At 53.7% G+C, this 19,652-nt stretch carries 19 protein-coding genes; 11 read left to right on the plus strand and 8 right to left on the minus strand.

What is annotated here, in order from left to right; all coding sequences use genetic code 11:
- Positions 1-31 precede the first annotated feature (31 nt).
- Complete coding sequence (locus tag ACMVME_RS10820) at positions 32-868, plus strand: DUF4942 domain-containing protein (RefSeq protein WP_057068548.1); 837 nt, start codon at positions 32-34, stop codon at positions 866-868.
- A 198-nt stretch (positions 869-1,066) separates the two neighbouring features.
- On the opposite strand, the gene ACMVME_RS10825 is transcribed toward ACMVME_RS10820, so the two are convergent.
- Entirely contained in the window at positions 1,067-1,942 is an 876-nt protein-coding gene (locus ACMVME_RS10825) for a phosphorothioated DNA-binding restriction endonuclease (protein ID WP_044865628.1), read from the minus strand.
- Between the two features lie 300 nt (positions 1,943-2,242).
- On the opposite strand from ACMVME_RS10825, the gene ACMVME_RS10830 reads away from it, so the two are divergent.
- Complete coding sequence (locus ACMVME_RS10830; protein WP_074147066.1) at positions 2,243-2,695, plus strand: SymE family type I addiction module toxin; 453 nt, start codon at positions 2,243-2,245, stop codon at positions 2,693-2,695.
- Between the two features lie 95 nt (positions 2,696-2,790).
- Here ACMVME_RS10830 and ACMVME_RS10835 read toward each other — a convergent pair whose 3' ends face one another.
- The 4 genes from ACMVME_RS10835 to ACMVME_RS10850 all read right to left on the minus strand — a co-directional run bounded on the left by ACMVME_RS10835 (position 2,791) and on the right by ACMVME_RS10850 (position 5,712).
- Entirely contained in the window at positions 2,791-3,537 is a 747-nt protein-coding gene (locus ACMVME_RS10835; protein WP_068795253.1) for an SAM-dependent methyltransferase, read from the minus strand.
- 10 nt (positions 3,538-3,547) lie between these two features.
- Complete coding sequence (locus tag ACMVME_RS10840; RefSeq protein ID WP_014168433.1) at positions 3,548-3,805, minus strand: YjhX family toxin; 258 nt, start codon at positions 3,803-3,805, stop codon at positions 3,548-3,550.
- Positions 3,806-4,093: 288 nt separating this feature from the next.
- Positions 4,094-4,666 (minus strand): DUF1349 domain-containing protein, encoded by a 573-nt coding sequence (locus ACMVME_RS10845; protein ID WP_050737551.1) that lies wholly within the window; start codon positions 4,664-4,666, stop codon positions 4,094-4,096.
- A 50-nt stretch (positions 4,667-4,716) separates the two neighbouring features.
- A complete protein-coding gene (locus tag ACMVME_RS10850; RefSeq protein WP_044859407.1) occupies positions 4,717-5,712 on the minus strand; it encodes a LacI family DNA-binding transcriptional regulator in 996 nt (331 codons plus the stop codon).
- Positions 5,713-5,953: 241 nt separating this feature from the next.
- Here ACMVME_RS10850 and ACMVME_RS10855 point away from each other — a divergent pair, with 241 nt between their 5' ends.
- The 6 genes from ACMVME_RS10855 (at position 5,954) to ACMVME_RS10880 (ending at position 13,596) form a co-directional block, all read left to right on the plus strand.
- Positions 5,954-7,192, plus strand: coding sequence for an MFS transporter (locus ACMVME_RS10855; RefSeq protein WP_014168436.1), 1,239 nt, complete (start codon positions 5,954-5,956; stop codon positions 7,190-7,192).
- A gap of 19 nt (positions 7,193-7,211) precedes the next feature.
- The gene (locus ACMVME_RS10860; RefSeq protein WP_050737550.1) at positions 7,212-8,645 is read left to right on the plus strand and encodes a glycoside hydrolase family 32 protein; all 1,434 of its coding nucleotides are present in this window, start codon (positions 7,212-7,214) and stop codon (positions 8,643-8,645) included.
- Between the two features lie 92 nt (positions 8,646-8,737).
- Entirely contained in the window at positions 8,738-10,003 is a 1,266-nt protein-coding gene (locus tag ACMVME_RS10865; protein ID WP_050737549.1) for an OmpG porin family protein, read from the plus strand.
- Positions 10,004-10,017: 14 nt separating this feature from the next.
- Positions 10,018-11,511, plus strand: a complete 1,494-nt coding sequence (locus tag ACMVME_RS10870; protein WP_068795252.1) for a glycoside hydrolase family 32 protein — start codon at positions 10,018-10,020, stop codon at positions 11,509-11,511.
- 12 nt (positions 11,512-11,523) lie between these two features.
- The gene (locus tag ACMVME_RS10875; RefSeq protein ID WP_044868508.1) at positions 11,524-12,537 is read left to right on the plus strand and encodes an OmpG porin family protein; all 1,014 of its coding nucleotides are present in this window, start codon (positions 11,524-11,526) and stop codon (positions 12,535-12,537) included.
- A 108-nt stretch (positions 12,538-12,645) separates the two neighbouring features.
- Positions 12,646-13,596: an aminoimidazole riboside kinase gene (locus ACMVME_RS10880; RefSeq protein ID WP_050737547.1), complete on the plus strand. Its 951-nt coding sequence runs from the start codon at positions 12,646-12,648 to the stop codon at positions 13,594-13,596.
- Between the two features lie 210 nt (positions 13,597-13,806).
- On the opposite strand, the gene trpS is transcribed toward ACMVME_RS10880, so the two are convergent.
- Positions 13,807-14,808 (minus strand): tryptophan--tRNA ligase, encoded by a 1,002-nt coding sequence (gene trpS / locus ACMVME_RS10885; RefSeq protein ID WP_068795251.1) that lies wholly within the window; start codon positions 14,806-14,808, stop codon positions 13,807-13,809.
- 199 nt (positions 14,809-15,007) lie between these two features.
- On the opposite strand from trpS, the gene ACMVME_RS10890 reads away from it, so the two are divergent.
- Positions 15,008-15,433, plus strand: a complete 426-nt coding sequence (locus tag ACMVME_RS10890; protein WP_025205684.1) for a fosfomycin resistance glutathione transferase FosA2 — start codon at positions 15,008-15,010, stop codon at positions 15,431-15,433.
- Here the strand turns inward: ACMVME_RS10890 and ACMVME_RS10895 are convergent.
- Positions 15,419-16,426: a LacI family DNA-binding transcriptional regulator gene (locus ACMVME_RS10895; RefSeq protein WP_068795250.1), complete on the minus strand. Its 1,008-nt coding sequence runs from the start codon at positions 16,424-16,426 to the stop codon at positions 15,419-15,421. The two genes, ACMVME_RS10890 and ACMVME_RS10895, sit on opposite strands and share 15 nt — an antisense overlap.
- A gap of 185 nt (positions 16,427-16,611) precedes the next feature.
- On the opposite strand from ACMVME_RS10895, the gene ACMVME_RS10900 reads away from it, so the two are divergent.
- Both ACMVME_RS10900 and ACMVME_RS10905 read left to right on the plus strand, forming a co-directional pair.
- Positions 16,612-17,700 (plus strand): cellulase family glycosylhydrolase, encoded by a 1,089-nt coding sequence (locus ACMVME_RS10900; protein WP_068795249.1) that lies wholly within the window; start codon positions 16,612-16,614, stop codon positions 17,698-17,700.
- A 45-nt stretch (positions 17,701-17,745) separates the two neighbouring features.
- Positions 17,746-19,140 (plus strand): MFS transporter, encoded by a 1,395-nt coding sequence (locus tag ACMVME_RS10905; RefSeq protein WP_020885339.1) that lies wholly within the window; start codon positions 17,746-17,748, stop codon positions 19,138-19,140.
- 33 nt (positions 19,141-19,173) lie between these two features.
- Here ACMVME_RS10905 and ACMVME_RS10910 read toward each other — a convergent pair whose 3' ends face one another.
- On the minus strand, positions 19,174-19,560 hold the full coding sequence (locus tag ACMVME_RS10910) for a VOC family protein (protein ID WP_020885338.1): 387 nt from the start codon (positions 19,558-19,560) through the stop codon (positions 19,174-19,176).
- Between the last annotated feature and the right edge of the window lie 92 nt (positions 19,561-19,652).

Below are 19,652 nucleotides of genomic sequence, written 5' to 3' on the forward strand. Positions count from 1 at the left end.
CAGGCGTGTTTGTTTTTATGGAAGGTTAACGATGCAAACAGAACCCGACGTGTTGACGGAACACAATGAGCTCATTCTTTCGACCAGTATCGAACGTGTAGTCGCTGGACGCGATTCCGCGCTAAAACAGATAGAACAACTCATTGAACAGCTTGATGCCATTTCACGGTTAACCTCAGAAATTGGCGGTGGTACAGCGCAAGACTGGGCGATGAAGCCAGGGCACCGCTACGATAGTTGGCTGACTGAGAAGGCAGATAAAGTGATGCCTGCCGTCACCCGCAATATCGACAGTAGTATCTGGCGCGATTTGATGCTGAAGTCCGGCATGATGGCCTTAATGGATGCACAGGCTCGCGACCAGTGGCATAAGAACCTGGAGGAGGGCGATCTTCCTGCTATCAGTGAGGCGAACATTCTCAGTACTTTTGAACAGTTACATCTGAACAAAACGGAAGTATTTGAGCGCGGGATCATTAACGTCTTCAAAGGCCTGTCGTGGGATTATAAAACCAATAGCCCCTGCAGCTTTGGTAAGAAGATAATCATTAACAATTTGGTAACTCATAACCGCTGGGGCTTTAGCCTTAACTGGGGTTGGCGGAGGGATCAGTTGGCTGACCTTGAGCGGATGCTGTTTTTACTTGATGGCAAACCAATACCTGACAACCGTGGTGATATATCTATCCGATTGGTGGAACATATTCGGGATAACCCGGCTAAGAATGCTTACGAGGATGAATACTTCAGCATCCGCTACTTTCAGAAGGGAACAGCCCATCTGACATTCAAGCGTTTGGAGCTGATAGAAATGATGAATGACATTATTGCGAAACACTATCCTAGGGTATTAGCTAAGACCAACTGAAGTAGAGAGTTTCAGTTGCTCTCTGCTGAAGAAATTTTCTAAAAATGGGATTACATGCATTTTTTAACTCATTGGTTTTGAATGATTGCTAACTAAAATTGATTGAGTATACAAGTGAGTATATAGAATAAGGTTTGGTGTTTTTATATTTAATCAATTCAGTTGATTAGTTTGATTTGGCGAGTCCGGCCTTCGCACTCACCCCCTATACACCTCCCTCCGATGCCATTCCACAAACCCTTCCCCTGGATAATTCCCTTTCACCATCGGCAGTGCTATCTGCTTCCCGGCGAAATCCCAGAACAGTCTTCCTACAATCCCATTCCCGTTACCATTTACCGCCTCAGACACCAGAACCCGCAAACTGTCATCCAGCCCAATCGATCCCTTATCAAACGCTTTATGATGAATTGCACACAGCGCCAGCCCGTTCGGGATTTCACACGGCCCGCCAAACTGTTTCCATTTGATATGCGCGGCTTCAAGCGCAACGGAGGTGTTATCATGTCGCATGTTGAATCCGCAGATGGCACATTCATAGTTATAGGTGCGAAGCACCTGCTGACGAAACAACGGATCGCGAACCTTACGGATCTGTTGAATATCAAAACCCATCTCATCTGCGATCTCTTCCTGGATGCTTTCCGGGAAATGCGCCTCAAGGATCTTCTGTGCCAGCGAGCCGATCAGCTTCTTGTTCTTTCTCAGTAGCGCATAGTGTTCTTCATCAAAACCGCCAGCGACCTTATGTTCAACAAGCTCTTTTACCGGTGGCTGTTTGCTGCCAGTGGTGGAACAGAGTTCACTGTTCTCAAGATCCCAGAATCCATCCCGTTTGAGTCGCCAGAAGGGCATGTTCGGGTAATGTTCTTTCCTGTCTGGACCAAAGCGTTCTAACAGGCTTAGCAGTTGAGCGTGTACCTCGGTACCGTAGTCAAACAGACGTGCATGCCCCTGCTGATAGTTTGCCAGCACGTACAGAAGCAATAAGGGTTTATGCGGCGCACGTTGTTCGCCCTTGCGCCAGATGGTGATGTTGGCAATTGCCTGTTCGAGTGTTTTGCTGGAAGCCATCGCGTTACGGAAGAAGGTAAATAATTGCGATGATGCTCGCAAAACCCAGACCAATCAACCCACAACGAACAAAAACATGGCCTTAGCGCGCACAACACTATTTCCTGAAGCCCCCTCGCAAATTCCAAATTTACCCCACGCCAAACCGCTGTATTTATATTCAGCCTGGTATAATACGCATCGGAAATAACGCCGAGCGGCAGAGTAAGTTTCACAGGAATTATTTACAACGAGACGCGATATGAAGGTGCTGCAACACCCCCATACCGCTAACCACTACCAACTTACAAGGAGTTGAAAATGGCTGCGCCGAATTTTATGCCAGAGTTTACGGTTTGCAAAACAGAATCAGACGCTTTCACCGGCATGATTGAAAACCGCGAGCTGGTACGCAAAAACAGTACCCGCCGTCTTCACGGCAACCAGACCAGTGCCGCGCCTGTTCACCCCCGCGCAGAAACGCCGGAAGCAAGCTCCGCCTGCTGCGAACTCTATGCCCGGATAGATAATAAATATCTTCCGCTGGGGGGAGACTGGTTAACCCGGGCAGGGTTTATCAGCGGTATGCCGGTTAAAATCCGGGTGATGAAAGACTGTATTGTGATCACGCCGCAGCATACAAGAGAATTATGGGGATGCCTGGAAGGGATGAGTGTGGTGAATATCAATAAACAAAAAGTCGCTCAGTGGTTAAAAACATTCCCAGGGGCGTTAAATGATACGGGCGATATCCCGGTGATTAAGCGCGGGTAAACGTGACGGAATCCGCGTTCATATTATTCTGAGCCGCCTTAATACCTGATGCGTGAAGGCGGTATAGTCGTTAAGGCTATACCGCCTGTTTCAGGCTATCGGGCAATCAACGCAAACACCCCCCAGCCAAAGTACTCTCGTGTGTAGGTGACGTGGCGTTTGGGCGCAATTGTCAGCTCCGCGCGAACTTCTTGTGCAAAGTCATCGTCAGAGTTTTCCGCCAGCCAGCGACGCAGGGTCATCCATTTCGCCGCTTCGTATCTGTCCCAGCCTTCCTGGTCTGCCAGAACCATTTCCACCAGGTCATAGCCCTGTGCGTCGAACGAGGCGACCAGGTCGGGCAGGGTGAGAAAGTCTGCGATGGACGAGACGCCGCAGGCCTGGGCTATCTCATCGCTCGCAGGCACCTGACGCCAGTAGGGTTCACCGATGAGTATTATTCCGCCAGGCCGGAGGCTTTTTGCCAGTAGCGCCATTGTTCCGGCGACGCCGCCGGCAATCCAGGTGGCGCCCACGCAGGCCGCCACATCACATTTTTTATCTGCGACGTATCCGGCCGCATCGTCATGAATAAAACGCACGCGCTCGCTGACGGCGAGTTCATCAGCACGGCGCGTTGCCTGTTCGGTGAAAAGTCGGCTCATGTCGATGCCGGTGCCGGTAATGCCGTGATCGCGCGCCCAGGTGCAGAGCATCTCCCCCGAGCCGCTGCCGAGATCGAGAATGCGCGTGCCTGGCTTCATGCGTAACACGCGGCCCAGCGTGGCGTACTTTTCCGGGGTGAACGGGTTATGAATGCGGTGTTCGCTTTCGCTGACGGTAAAAATACGTGGGATATCCATCATCCTCTCCTTAACGATTATCTGGCTGGGCACGAACGCTGTTCAGCCCGGTCGTGTTAATGCGGTAGGGCTGACCGTTGACGGACTTGATCAGCTTTTTGGTTTTGAGTTTTTTGAAGACGGCGAGCGTGCAGTCGGCGAGCAACAGCCCTTCGCGGCTGTAGCATTCAACGGCGGTGACGCGGCCTGAGCTATCGCGGACGTGCGCAATACGTCCACCTTTGGCGAGAACATGTAAGGTACGTTGTTCCTGACGGGATAAATTCATACTGGAAAACCTGTTTAATCATCATGTGCAAAACGTGCAAACACACCGCGGTGTCCGCATTCGATTTCGGCGCATTGATAATCAGTCCGGCCTGAAAGGTCGGGGAGCTGATTATCGGATGATGACATTCTCCAGCATCAAAGCCTCGGGTTGAGTTGAGAGGTATTTACGGGGTGAATAATATCACCTGTTTATTTTAAGGGAATGGTCGGGTGGGAAAAGTGTGATCCAGGTGGAAGCCCAGGCCGCGCCATCAACGGATCGTAGAGCCGGATGGCGCGATGTAAATCAGCTGAGATCGTGCAGCGCTTTATCCATGGCCGGAGCGAGACTGAAATCACTAAACTCGACGGCTAAGCCGCTGCGTTCAGGCGTGCAGCACATGACACCGACTTTCACTGGCCCCGACGGGAAATGGCATAAACGCAGCAAAGGCCACGACAGCCCGTCTGCTGAGTACTGTAACCGCAACGCGTCTCCCTTGCGGGTCAGGCGAAGCCAGAACTTCCGGGGGTTACCCGGGAAGATACCGGTTGCCCAGTCGGATGTCTTTAACGTCAGTACGCTGCCAATGGCCGGCGCGCCATCATTGTATTCAATCCCGGCCTTGAGCCAGTGTTGCTCGTCCGACATCAGCATGATCCCCGCCTGGTCATAGAGCGTACTGAAATCAGCGCGGATTTGAGTCTGAAACGTGAAATCACCCGCCGCGTCAGTCGCGTAGATGTGGCCCGAGAAACGCTCGAATCCGTACCATGTATAGCGCCAGAAATCGGTGTGGTCGTCAGTCACGACCGATAACGTGTTGTTCTCGCTATGCCATTCGGCAGGTTCGTTTATCCAGTAAAATTCGTTTTGCATAATGTCCCCAGGTGACTGTCAAAAGGTCGTCGGTATGCGGCCTCCCTTGCTCAACAGGATTCGCGCCTGAGCCAGGGGCTCTCGACCAGCACCTTATCCCGGTGGGTGTCGCCATTGATAATGTGCAGGGTACTTAAGCGCCCAATCTCATAATGCGGCAGCTGGACCGTGGATAGCGGGGGTAAAAACAAATTTCCGATGCCGACAAGATTATCGTAGCCAAGAACGGCAATATCCTGTGGGATTCGGATACCCTGCGTTAACAGCGTCTGATACACCATGAAGGCAATACGGTCGTTACCACAGATGACTGAATCAAATTGCGGTTTCCCCTGAACGATATGCGCCAGCAGCATCTCCGGAATATCCCGGTAGTGCTCATCGCCGAATTGCATATAGCAGTGCTCAAGCGTATCAGGATCGATACCGGCTTCACGGCAGGCGCGATCAAGCCCCTGACGGCGGCGACGCGTCGCCAGATGGTTGACAGGTAAATGCAGGCAGAGAGGGCGGCTGTATCCCGCCGCCAGCAAGGCCTGTACGGCCGTATACTGGCCTTGCTCATCGTCAGGTATATAGCTGGCAACCGGTTCTCCCGTGTTCTCGCAGTTGGCCAGAACGCAAGGGTGCTCCAGTAGCCGGGGCGGGATGCTCACTTCACGCAGCCCCATGGTGGTGAAAATGATCCCCCCGGGCCGGTGGGCGAGCAGCAGGTCGACAATATCGTCAGGGTTATCATCGGTAAACATATTCACCACGAAGCTGTTCCAGCCATACGCCCGCGCGGTTTCTTCGATAGACAGCGTGATTTCTACCGAAAAAGGGGTGGTGACGGTATCCAGCGCCAGCACGCCGATGGTTTTGTTGCGGGAGCCGACACGACGCACCTGCCGGGCTGAGAGATCAGGCACGTAATTTAACTGCAGGATCGCCTCCTGCACCCGGGACAGAGTTTCAGGCTTTACGCGTTTCGGGTCATTGAGCACCCGGGAAACCGTCATGAGCGATACATTGGCCAGTTTGGCCACATCTTTTAAAGACGCCATAGCTTTCCATTATCTGAATGCATTCGACCCGGTAAGGTGTTGTGAGCCAATGCGAATGTCCTATTCTAGGCACCGACGCCCAGGGTTACGCAAGTCACACTCAAAAGTTTGAGCATGATCTCAACACATTAATGTTAACGTTAACTTTTGTGATTAACATCGAGTATCACATCAAAACCAAGTGTATGCCTGAAATGTTAACGTTACCATCTTAGCATATCCTTCATGCGAGATTACGTAGATGAAAAAACGGCCTACTCGAAGTTACATGCTGCTCAGCGCTCTGCTGTTCTTTTTCTTTGTGACCTGGTCCTCATCAAGTTCACTTCTCTCAATCTGGCTTCACCAGGAAGTGGGGCTAAAGGCATCGGAAACCGGCATTATTTTTTCCGTGTTATCCGTCTCCGCGCTCTTCGCACAGGTCTGTTATGGCTTTATCCAGGACCGACTCGGTCTGCGCAAACATTTGTTATGGTTTATCACCGCGTTATTGATCCTCTCTGGCCCGGCTTATCTGCTTTTTAGCTACCTGCTGAGCGTTAATATTCTGCTGGGCAGCGTATTCGGGGGCTTATTTATCGGGCTGACGTTTAATGGCGGTATCGGCGTTCTGGAGTCCTATACCGAGCGCGTTGCGCGTCAGAGTACCTTTGAGTTTGGGCGGGCACGCATGTGGGGGTCTCTGGGCTGGGCGGTCGCCACGTTTTTTGCCGGGTTACTGTTTAATATCAACCCTGACCTTAACTTCCTGGTGGCCTCTTGCTCAGGGTTAATCTTCTTCTGTCTGCTGGCCCGCTTAAAGGTGGCCGCGCCGGCAAGCATGGAGAAACTCGAAATTGGCGCTAAAAAAGTTTCTCTGGAAGACGCCCTGCGTCTGCTGACTCTGCCGCGCTTCTGGGCGCTGATATTCTTCGTGGTCGGAACCTGCATTTACGGCGTATACGATCAGCAATTCCCGGTCTATTTCTCGTCACAGTTCCCGACATTACGAGAAGGGAACGAGATGTTTGGCTATTTAAACTCTTTCCAGGTCTTTCTCGAGGCCGCGGGTATGTTTTGTGCGCCGTGGCTGGTTAATCGCATTGGCGCTAAAAATGGCCTGATATTCGCAGGTATGGTGATGGCGCTGCGCATGATTGCTTCCGGGCTGGTGGAAGGCCCCTTGCTTATCTCCATTACCAAACTGCTTCACGCGGTCGAACTGCCAATATTGTTAGTCGCCATATTTAAATACAACAGCCTGAATTTCGACAAACGTCTCTCCTCCACCATTTATCTGGTGGGATTTGCCTGCACCAGCTCCGTCATTGGCACCGTCTTGTCCCCGCTGGCAGGCTTTAGCTATGAGAGATTTGGCTTCGCCCAATCCTATCTGATCATGGGCATCATGGTGTTCAGCACCACGTTTATTTCCATTTTCCTTTTGCGCTCAACTAAATCCTCATCTGAGCCATCTTTTCTGCAGCAAAACGCTGTGTAATGTACTGAGAGTAAAGACGATGACATCCTTATTAGAACAGGCTGAACAGGTGCTTGAAAAAGCACAATCCGGGATTAATCCGCGCTGGTATCCGCGCTATCACCTCGCCCCTCGCGCAGGCTGGATGAATGATCCTAATGGCCTGGTATGGTTTGACGGCTGGTATCACGCCTTTTATCAACACCATCCCTATTCCCCGAAATGGGGGCCGATGCACTGGGGGCACGCCCGAAGCAAAGATCTGGTGCATTGGGAACATCTGCCCGTCGCGCTAGCGCCGGAAGGCCCGGCGGACAAAGACGGCTGTTTCTCCGGCTCCGCCGTGGTGGATGGCGATACGCTGGCGCTGATCTATACCGGACATAAATTTCACGGCCCGTCGGACACAGACGACAACCTCTACCAGGTGCAGTGTCTGGCGACCAGTCGTGACGGCATCCATTTTGAACGGCACGGCAGGGTGATTGATACACCGCCCGGACTGCATCACTTTCGCGATCCGAAGGTGTGGCGCGAAGGTGAGTTCTGGTACATGGTTGTCGGCTCCCGCGTGGAAAATACCGGCCAGGTGCGCCTGTACCGTTCCACCGATCTCCGCGAATGGCATGACGAGGGTATTTTCGCCGAGGCTGATGCAGGCAAGGGCTTTATGTGGGAATGCCCGGATTTCTTCACCCTGGGAGAGAAGCGTGTCCTGATGTTCTCGCCGCAGGGCATGGCGGCGGAAGGGTATCACTATCGCAACCTGTTCCAGAGTGGCTATTTACTTGGGGACTGGCAGCCAGGTCAACCGTTCACCCACAGCGGACAATTTACTGAGCTGGACCATGGCCACGACTTTTATGCCCCGCAGAGTTTCGTGACCCCGGATGGCCGACGCATTGTCATCGGGTGGCTGGATATGTGGGAATCACCGATGCCCGAACAGCAGGATGGCTGGGCCGGAATGCTCTCGCTTCCGCGCGAATTAAGCCTTGTCGATGGCCGGGTGAGAATGAAACCGGCTGCCGAAGTGACCGCGCTGCGTGGCAGCTATTATCCCACGCCCGTCCGCTGCCTGAACAATCAGAACGTCCTTGTCGCGGCAGATGCCGACGCGGTCGAAGTACAGCTGGCATGGGATTTGAGCGCATCGACGGCTGAACAGTTTGGTATCGCATTGGGCGACGGGCTGAGAATTTACGTCGACGATCAGGCCGGGCGTCTGGTGGTGGAGCGTCGCTATCCGGAATATTCGCTGGAAGGCACGCGCAGTATTCCGCTACCAGCGGACAGCGTTCTGTCACTGCGAATTTTTATCGACCGCTCATCGGTGGAAGTTTTTGTTAACGATGGTGACGCTTGCTTAAGCAGTCGTATTTATCCGCAGCCGGGCGAGCGCGATATTTCATTGTTTGCAAATCAGGGTGTGGCCTCATTATACGATGCGGGATACTGGTCTTTAGATAAATAATTCTCCGTTCCGACCCGTTTCTTGCAGGGTGAGTTTTTATTTCTGCCAGTCTCTGGCTGGCATGTTATTGTCTGGAATAATGAGAGAGCAAAATGGATGAAAGCGTAATACCTCAAAATTGCATTACCGCGAAAGATAAAAACATATTTGTTCCAGGAAAACAGACGCTGGCATTAATGGTGACATTAGCGGCATTTCCTGCCATTGCTGAAGACGTTACAGGAAACTATCAAAGCTATTTTCAGGATGAATCAGACACCAACGGTACGAGTGTATCATCAGCCAATAACGGTAATGAACAATCGTCCCTTCGTGCTTCGTCTTCTCCGGTTGCTGCAGGTCAACAACCTGAACTCACGACCTCGCCAAAACCCGTGACGTTATCGGCGCAAACGGAGAATAAAAAAGCGGAAGTGAAAAAGCGTTCTAAAGGGGATAACCCCGAAGACGTCAGTCTGTTGCGTTTAAGGCAGGAAGACCCGCCGGTTCACTGGAACAGTATCGGTCGTAATATGGAAGTGGGTGGCCTGCATGGAAACATCGGGTCTCAGATAGAAATTGACGATGTTCGCTGGAGCAATAATAAGAAAAACAGCGGCAAGTTTAAACTCGCCACCATTCAGGCTTTTTTAAGGCACGATGAATTGCCTAACTGGTATTTCGGTTTCTGGAATGCCAGAGAAGACAGTTATAAAGGACAGTTCAGTAATCAGGACTATCAAGGCACCAATACTATAAATGAATTTTTTGTGGGCCATATTTTCGAAACCTGGCGAGGGAATATCGGTACGGAAGTTATGGTCGGCTCCGAAACGGCAACGAAACGCTGGAAAAACCGGTTCAAAGTCTGGCAGGACCTGCGACTGTCCAGCAAATGGAGCCTGGCCGGATACGCGTATGGCGAATATCAGCCTCAGGGTAACGAACCGGGGAATGGCGATCTGGAGCAGTACATTTTCGAAATTGAGCCAGCCATTCAATACCGCGTGAATCCGGATCTCGGACTCTATTTGCGACCCTATTATTACCATAACCGCCAGGAACGTCAGAGCTGGGGCGATATTGTCGAAGAAGAATGGAAAGTCACGGCCGGGCTCTGGCGAAACTGGTATCCATTATTAACCTCCCTGTATGTTGGATTTGGCCAGGACAAAATAGATAACGCCAGCAATGCCAGCGAAGTTTTCTATGACGGTCGGTATAAGTTTATCGGGGGCACGCTGAGTTATCCGGTATTTGGTGAAGTGCGATTATACGGTGAATTCAAAGCACAATTTACGAAAGAAACCGGGCTTTGGACATCGACCGGTCACTCATGGAACCCGTTTACCGTGGTTGGCGTGAATTATAACTTCTGACATTCAGGTGTAGCATGAAAAAATTAATAGTTGCGGCATCTGTCGCGCTGCTTGCGCTTTCACTCGGCAATAATCCTGCCTGGGCGCAGCCTTCGAAAGAAACATTACAGAATAAAAGTATCACCCATATTAATGGCTTTTTCCCGCGGGTTGACGGTTCATTTGTGGGCGACCCCATGCCCGTTTTTAACGATGACAAATTTGATATTTATTATCTTAATGATGTCCGCGGCGGCAGCGATCTGGGGGTACATGCTTTTCATCTCTTGTCGAGTGCCAACTTGTATGATTATCAGAACCATTCCGAAGTGATCCCCTACGTTAACGATGTTGACGATCCTGAACTGTTATTGGGAACCGGTTCGATTATTAAAGTCGGCGATACCTGGCATGCCTGGTACACCGCACACAATGAAAATGTGTTCCCGGTTGAGTCTATTATGCACGCGACCAGTAAGGACCGCCTTCACTGGGTGAAACACCCGCAGGACACCATTTTGCCCGGCGGTAACTATCGGGGTAATGATTTCCGGGACCCTCACGTCGTTTGGGTTGAGGAAAAGAAAGAATACTGGATGTTAATTACTACGCGCAGTAACGGTCGTGGGGTTATTGCCCGGTACAGTTCAACGGATTTAACGCACTGGGAAGATCGCGGCGTATTTTTTGATAACGACACCATCACCAGCAACGCCAACCTCGAATGCCCGACACTGGTTTACTTCAACGGACGCTGGTATCTCAGCTTTAGCGACCAATGGCCGTTACGCCTGACACAATACCGGGTTGCGGATAATCCGGAGGGGCCGTGGCGGAAACTGGACAATTATGTGGTCGACGGCTCGGGTTTTTACGCGGGTAAACTGGTTCTCAAAAACGATCGCCTGTTTGTTTTCGGCTGGATCCCGACGAAAGCCGGTCACCGTGACAGCGGCAATATTGACTGGGCAGGGAATCTGGTTGCTCATGAGCTCATCGCAGATGATCAGGGCCAGCTCAACAGCATCCTGCCCCAGGAGCTTCAGAAGGTCATCAGTGAGAATCCTGGTCCGGTAACCGCCTTAACGAGCACTAAAACGCTTAAAACGGCCACGTCGTTCGGCCCCTTACAGTCGGCGCTGTACCCGGCCTTGCCTGAACGCGGTGAGTTGAGCGCAACCATCGATGTTCCTTCTGCCGGAATGGTGATGAGCTTTGGTCTGACCGACGACAGAGTCAGTGATGCGATGCTGAACGTTGTGTTCAATAAGAGCAAAGGAAAAGTCTATTTTTTCAACGCGCCGCTCGCGTCGATTCATCAGGCTAACGCGGAATCCTGGGTAGATGTTCCGATCGGGGAAAAAATTGAGTTACGCGTTCTCATTCAAAACTCAATTGCTGTCTTTTATATAAACAATAAAGCGGCATTCAGTACCCGGATGTATTCCATGCAGGAGAAGCCGTGGAGTATTAGCCTGCCTCAAAACGACCATTTTCACGCGACGTTGAAAATAAAAGAAATGATTTAACGGGATATTATTATGAAAAACTATCATGCCCTGTCTATTATTTTTGCTCTTCTGTTTCCCGCGCTGGCGAATGCGAGCATGAGCATCATGAAGGACCCCTCGGGAAAGGTTGTTGCCGTGGACCCGTGGTCCTATCTGGATGAAGAGGTTATGTGGACCTCAGCCCGCTCCTCCAATCCTGCCGGTGGCCGCGTTCATGGTCAACTGAAGATGAAATATGCCATTGAGGACAATAACTGGCGTAACAGCCATTTCCACAACGGGAATGATTCACTGACGTTTGTACAAGGCGTGATGCGACACGATGCGTTACCCGGTTGGTATCTGGCTTTCTCTGAGGGCAGAACCACCCACTATAACGGGACGTGGGAGGATCAGTCTTACCTCAGCCAAAACCAGTGGACTCAGTTGATCATCGGCCATGAATATTTTTACAAACGTCTGCGCTATGGCTGGGATGTCATGGGGGGAAGCGCCTCAATCGAGGACCGCTGGCAAGGCCGCGTTAAGTTCTTTACCGATCTTCGGGTTACGGACAATTTCTCATTCTTTAACTATTTGTATCAGCAGATCGATCACCGCCGCAGCGGTGGATCGCAAAATGACCGCGACGTGCGTTCATTTCAGATTGAGCCTGGCGTGCAATATATTATTAATAACACCACCGGCGTCTGGTTCCGCCAGCAATTTGCCTCTGCCATTTTAGACAGGGCGCAATGGGGCGATATTGACGAAAAAAGCTGGACCACGTCTGTCGGCGTCTGGCGCAACTGGGGGAAATTATCCACAACGCTCAGCGGCGGGTATGGCCATTATAAGAAATACAATGCGCAGCCTGAAGATGGCGAAGTCTTCCAGAATACCCGCAACCGCTTCCTGAAGGTATCGGCAAATTATCCGTTGACCTCTCGCTTTACCGTGTCGGGAGAAGTTACTGGCTCGTTGATAAAACAGGACGGAAGCTGGGTGACCCACGGTGAGGCTGTTACCACCGAATATAAGCTGATGCTGGATTATAACTTTTAAACCGTATGCCTGGATAATCCATGGCACCTGTTCACGCTTAAGCACTATTAAAAAAGTGACCTTCCCGCAGGTCACATTTAAAAAGTTAATTATTATTGAGGAAATGTCATGAATATCTGGACTCTTGGCGATGCAGTGGTGGATCTTCTACCGCTTTCAGACATGCAATATCAGGCCTGCGCAGGAGGTGCCCCGTTCAATGTGGCAATTGGCGCTGCGCGTCTGGGCTGCCAGAGTGGTTTTATTGGCCGGGTTGGTGAGGATGACTTTGGTTATTTTCTGAAGAAAACGCTGTCTGACGCAGGCGTTTCAACCGAAAGTCTGCAGTGGGATAATCAGCACAGAACCAGCACGGTATTGGTCTCTCTGGGCCGCGCTGGCGAGCGTGGATTTACGTTTTTAACCAACCCCTCCGCGGATCAATTTTTAACGCCCGATGCGCTGCCCGGTTTTAGCGACGATATTCTGCACTTCTGCTCTCTGGCCCTGGTCGCCGAAACGTGTCGTCATACGCTCGTCACCGCCATCAACCATGTAAAACAGCGTGGGGGATTACTGAGTTTCGACGTGAATTTACGGGAGCAAATGTGGCCCGATAAGCATGAAATGCTCGAGACGGTGCGTCATTTCGCCGCCCAGGCCGACATTCTTAAACTCTCGGAAGAAGAGTGGCACTGGATGACAGGCTCTCACGATTTTTCCCATGCGCTTAACGCCCTCAACGCTCTGCCCGCGCAACTCAAAGTCGTGACCTACGGTGAGCAAGGTGCCATGGTGCTGTGGCGCGACAGCGTTATTCATTTCGACGGTTATACCGTCAACAGTGTTGATACAACCGGGGCTGGCGACGCGTTTGTCGCAGGGTTGCTGGCCTGGATTGCACATCGCGGGATGCCGCAGAATGTTGAACAACTCCACCAGTCCATTGCTCAGGCCAGCGCCTGCGGTGCCCTCGCGACAACGCGCAAAGGGGCGCTGACCGCGTTACCTGATACCAACGCACTTAATAACTTTATCACTCGATTCTCGCTACCGGATTACGAGGTGAAAAAGGGCTAAACAGGGTGAGAACATGTTTTGTTCACATCCTGGATATCAGCGCCGTCCAGACCATTGAGCAGGGCGGCTAGCCGCATCGGTAGAGATATCCCCTGACGCCATCCCTCCAGACTCACTACCGCCGCCACTGCTGCGAGAGTGCGGTGGTTCTGGTTGTGAAGGCCACAGATGCAGGCGTCGACTGAGGAGAAGACGACTGTAATCGCGAGTTCAAAACACCGGCACCCCCAGCCCAACCTTCACCTCCCTCAGCGTCCCCTGTGTCACCGCCTGCGCCCGTTCCGTGCCGCGCTTCAGCATCGCCATCAGCTCCCCTTTATCCTGCATGTACATCGCTCTGCGTTCCCGCATCGGTGCAATCAGCTCCTGCAGGCACGCCTCCAGCTCGTTCTTGCATGCCCGGTCACCCAGTCCGCCCGCCTGATAATGCGCCTTCATCGCTGCCACTTTGGCTTTGTCCGGATGAAACGCGTCGAGGTAGGTAAACACCACGTTTCCCTCAATCTGCCCCGGGTCGCTCACCTTCAGGTGGTTCGGGTCGGTGTACATGGCGCTGACCGCACGGTGAATCGTCTCTTCACTGGCGGAAAGGTGCAGGGTGTTGCCCAGTGATTTCGACATCTTGGCGCTGCCGTCGATACCGGGCAGGCGGCCGGTGTCGCTGAGCATCGCTTTGCAGTGGCGCAGCACCGGGGCAGGCAACAGGCTGTTCATCTTGTGCACAATCTCATTGGTCTGTTCAATCATCGGCAGCTGGTCGTCGCCGACGGGGACGCACTCGGCTTTGAACGCAGTGATGTCCGCCGCCTGGCTGATGGGATAGGCCATAAAACCGACCGGCAGCGAGCGGGCAAAGCCTTTCTGCGCGATCTCGTTTTTCACCGTCGGGTTACGCTCGACGCGGGCGACGGTGACGATATTCATATACAACATTGTCAGCTCGGCGAGAGCGGGCAGGGCGGACTGCAGGCAGAGTGTCGTCAGGTTCGGGTCGATGCCGGCGGCGAGGTAGCCGGCGAGCACTTCAGGGATGTTGTCGCGGATTTTTTGTGGGTTGCTGCCGTTGTCGGTCAGCCCCTGCAGGTCGGCAATCAAGACATACTGGTTATGCGTCTGCTGTAGCGCCACGCGCTGGCGCAGCGAACCGACGAAATGACCCAGGTGCAGCGGGCCGGTTGGGCGGTCGCCGGTGAGGATGGTTTGAACGTTCATAAAGACTCCTTAATGTGCAAGTGCCGAAAGGGGTCTTAGAAATGCGAAAGCCGCCTTTCGGCGGCTATCTGAAAATGGGGAAAACTACTCCGTGCCGCCTTTAAGAAGGCAGCCACCAGCGGTTTACGGTGAGCACGGCGTGGTTTATGTTCATGAAGTTACCGTACCACGTCTGGCGCAAAAAACAAAAGGGCACGTCATGCTGCAATCACTCAACCATCTGACCCTCGCGGTCAGCGACCTGCAAAAAAGCGTTACCTTCTGGCACGAGCTGCTGGGGCTGACGCTGCACGCCCGCTGGAATACCGGGGCCTATCTCACCTGCGGCGATCTGTGGGTCTGCCTGTCGTACGACGAGGCGCGCGGTTACGTGCCGCCGCAGGAGAGCGACTATACCCACTACGCGTTTACCGTTGCGGCGGAAGATTTTGAGCCGTTCTCGCACAAGCTGGAGCAGGCGGGCGTTACCGTCTGGAAGCAGAACAAAAGCGAGGGGGCATCGTTCTATTTTCTCGACCCGGACGGGCACAAGCTGGAGCTGCACGTGGGCAGCCTCGCCGCGCGGCTGGCGGCGTGCCGGGAGAAACCCTATGCCGGAATGGTCTTCACCTCAGACGAGGCTTGATGTCCGTACCTTCAGCCTGCCCGCCAGCGTCACATGGGTGGCGGCATCTTCCTGATTGCACAGGTATTCCACCGCCAGCCGTCCCAGTTCGCTGTAGGGGAGCTGGATACTGGTCAGCGGTGGGGTGAGTTGCTCGGAGATCTTCTGGTCGTCGTAGCCCGCCAGCAGCATATCCTGCGGGATGCGCACGCCGTTTACCGCCAGCGCCTGATAGCAGCCGATCGCCAGCCAGTCGCTGGCGCAGAAGATGGCGTCCGGGCGTTCGGCCAGCGCCAGCAGAGAGGTGGTGGCGGTAAAGGATTCGCTGAACTGCCAGTTGGTCTGGCGCACCAGACTCTCGTCACATGCTAAACCGGCCTGCTGTAAGGCGGCCTGATAGCCGGCCAGCCGCTGGCGGGAGGCCTCCATCCAGCTCTCGCCGGTGATGTGGGCGATACGCGTTGCACCGCAGGCGATCAGGTGTTTGGTCACCTGGAAGGCGTTGGCGTAGTCGTCCGGAATAAACGACGGCAGCAGCGGCGAGCCGGGATCGCGCTGATTGAGCAGCACCAGTGGAATGCGGGTGCAGTCCTGAAAAGCGGTCATGTCGACAAGGGTGGTAACGGGGGAGGCGAGGATAATCCCCACGCAGTTGCGCTTCTCCAGCTGGCGGATAATGTTCAGCGCCAGCTCTACGTCATCACCGTAGTCGTACACCGTCAGCAGCGCTTCGTTGCGCCATGCGGCTTCCCGCGCCTGACTGATGGCATCGATAAACGGATCAAAGCTTTGCAGGGAACTTACCAGCAGGGCGATTTCCTCCTGGTTGCGCGGGGCGTGAATGGCAGGCAGGCGGTCGTAGCCGAGCTCGGTCGCCACGCCGATCACCCGCTGGCGGGTCTCGTCACTGAGCTTGATGTTACGGGACTGGTTGAGCACCAGCGATACCGTCGCCTGCGACACCCCCGCTGCCCGCGCAATATCGTTCATCGTGACTTTTGTTTTTCGCTTCATCCGTCCTCTCCCTCTCGCGACACCGCATCATACCCTAACTGTTCGCTTACGCGCCGTCGATCACGTTTCTTATTCGCGCCTGCATGAACTTTGTGAAGGCTGTCGCTTTTCGGAGCGTCATGAATTGCGCATTTATCCCGCAACTAATATTTATTAGCTAAATATTATCAGTAAGAGGACGCGTAATGAAAGAGCAGTGGAGCAGGGAGCAGGCACAGGCGTGGTATGAACAAAAAGGCTGGCTGTGTGGGTTTAACTATTTACCGTCAACGGCGGTGAACTGGACCGATATCTGGCAGGAAGAGACCTTTGATATCAGCACCATCGATCGTGAACTGGGCTGGGCGGCGGAGGCGGGCTACAACACCCTGCGCATCAACCTGCCGTTTATTGTCTGGGAACACGACCGCGACGGCCTGATGGCGCGCATCGACGCGTTTCTGGCGATGGCCGACAGCCACGGGTTCAGCACAATGCTGACCCTGATGGACGACTGCGGTTTCTCCGGCGATGAACCGTATCTGGGGCCGCAAAAACCTCCGGTGCCGGGCAAGCACAACAGCCAGGCGGCAGCGAGCCCGGGGCGCGATAAAGTCTGCAATCCCGACTGCTGGCCGCAGATTGAGCGCTATATCCGCGACGTTATCCGCCAGTTCCGCGACGATGAGCGCGTACTGCTGTGGGATCTGTATAACGAGCCGGGCAACCGCGGTATTTTTGCGACCGGTACGCAGGAGGTGCAGTACGACGCGAAGCTGGAGACCTGCGCGCATGAGCTGATGAAGCTGGCGTTCCGGTGGGTGCGTGAAGAGGATCCCACTCAGCCGCTCACCGTCTGCGCGTGGCGTCTGCCGGCGGAAGAGGAGGGCGAGACGTTTTATCAGCATCCGCTGGATCAAACCGCGCTGGCGCTATCCGACGTGGTGAGCTTCCACGCTTACACCAACACCGGACGCATGACCGCGATTATCCAGCAGCTGCAGGCGCTTGGGCGGCCAATCTTCTGCACCGAATGGCTGGCCCGCCACGTGGGCAGCACCATTGAGGAGCAGCTCCCGCTGATGTACACGGCGAAGGTCGCGCCGTATCAGTGGGGGCTGGTGCGCGGTAAAACCCAGACGTGGCTGCCGTGGCCGGTGGTGATGAAGGAGTCTACGGACTACTGCCGCCTCTGGTTTCACGACGTCTTTGAGGAGAACGGTATCCCGTTCTCGCGCAGTGAAATGGCCTTAATGAAGAAGCTCCGTAAGATCGCCCCGAAAGCGCAGGGCTAATAATATCGACCCGGCGGTCTGCCGCCGGGCAACCAGGTACGCACTATGGCAATGACAATGAAAATACCGTCTCGCGAGTTGTGGTCTTATTTTGGTTATGGATTAGGTCAATGTTTTAGCTTTGGTTTAGTGGGTTCGTTTATTAACTATTTTTACACCGACGTGCTGGGGATTTCGGCGCTGGCGGCGAGTACCATCTTCCTGATTGCCCGCGCGTGGGATGCGGTTCACGACCCGCTATTTGCCAGCATAATGGACACCATTAACACCCGGTTCGGCAAGTTTCGCCACTTTTTGCTGATCGCCCCGTTACTCATTACCGGCGTCACGCTGCTGTCGTTCTATAAAATCGAAGCGGACATGACCACCAAAATTCTCTACGCCGGGGTGACGTACATTCTGTGGGGAACGCTGTACGCCATCTCTGATATCCCGTTCTGGTCGATGTCGTCGGTGATGACTAACGACTCCGGGCAGCGCACCCGCGCGGTGACGGCGGCCATGCTGGGGGTTAACGCCGGGATCGCCTGCGCCAATATTTTCTTCCCGAAACTGGCGGCGTTCTTCGCCCAGTACAGCAACGACAAAGGCTATTTTATGGCGGCGCTGGTGATGATGCTGGTCGGCCTGCCGCTGATGCTCAACGGCTTTATGCAGATTAAGGAGCGTGTGCCGCCGAGTCCGGAAAAGGTGACGATACGTGACACTTTCCATAACCTGCGCCAGAACAAGCCGCTGTTTATCGTGCTGCTGTCGTTCTTCTTCTGCGTGTTCCATAACGTGGCTGGCGGCCTCTACATCTACTTCTTTATCAACAACATGGGTGACGGCAGCCTGCAGATGGCGATCGGCGTGATGGGGATTATGGCGGCGGTGGTGTGTCTCGTCGCCCCGATGCTGACGCGCAGGATGCAAAAGCGGAAGCTGTTTATGATCCTCTGCGGACTGGATGTCGCGGTACGCGTGGTGATGTGGTTTGTGGGCTATCAACAGACGGCGATGCTGTTTATCCTGCTTGGCCTGAGTACGCTGTTTGTGATGATGTCCAACATTCTCACCTCGTCGATGATTGCCGACACCATCGAGTATGCGGAGTACCACACCCACAAGCGCTGTGCGGCGATCACCTTCTCCGGACAGACCTTTACCGGCAAGATGTCGGTGGCGGTCGGCGGTGGGTTAATCGGCGTGTTTCTGACGATGATCGGCTATGTCCCGCAGGCACAAACCCAGAGTGACGGCGTGCTGTCGGGGCTGTTCTTTGGTATCTGTCTGCTGCCGGCCATCGGCTCGCTGATCCGGCTTGGGTTTATGTCGCGCTTTACCTTTACCGAGGAGAAGCATGCGGAGATTTGCCGGTTGCTGGCGGAGCGTCAGCACGAGAAAGCGCAGCAACGTGAGGGCGAGGAAAATCTGGCGCGCCCGGCCACGGTGAATTAAACATTAACGCCTGCATGGCAGGCGTTATGTCTTTTACTCTCCTGTGAGCTCAATCCGGTTGCCGTCCGGGTCCGCAATCACCGCCTCATAAAACCCATCCCCGGTCATGCGGGGGGCACTGAGCAGGGTGCCGTTTGACTGCGCCTGCGCCGCCATACGGTCCACATCAGCCTGGCTGCCAACGTGAATGGCGATATGTGCCCAGCCAATAAACTCCGGATGAGCCGGGGCGTCGGGCAGGTCCGGCACCGTCATCAGTTCAAGGGTTGGCCCGCCATCCAGGGTTATAAAATGTGACGCAAAGCCCGGGCGATTTTTGCTGAGGTAGCGTTCATTACGGCGTCCGCCAAAAACCGTTTCCCAGAACTGTACCTGTGCATCAAGGTGTCGGGTCCAGAGTGCAACATGGGCAATGTTCATTGTTATCCTCGCGGTGAGTGCTGATTGACAGAGCACGCGCAGTGCAACATTATGCGCTTTGATGCTCGGTTTTGTTATTTTAAAGGACTTAT

It is taken from the genome of Enterobacter cloacae complex sp. 2024EL-00711, assembly GCF_047529885.1.
In the GTDB taxonomy this organism is placed as follows: domain Bacteria; phylum Pseudomonadota; class Gammaproteobacteria; order Enterobacterales; family Enterobacteriaceae; genus Enterobacter; species Enterobacter ludwigii.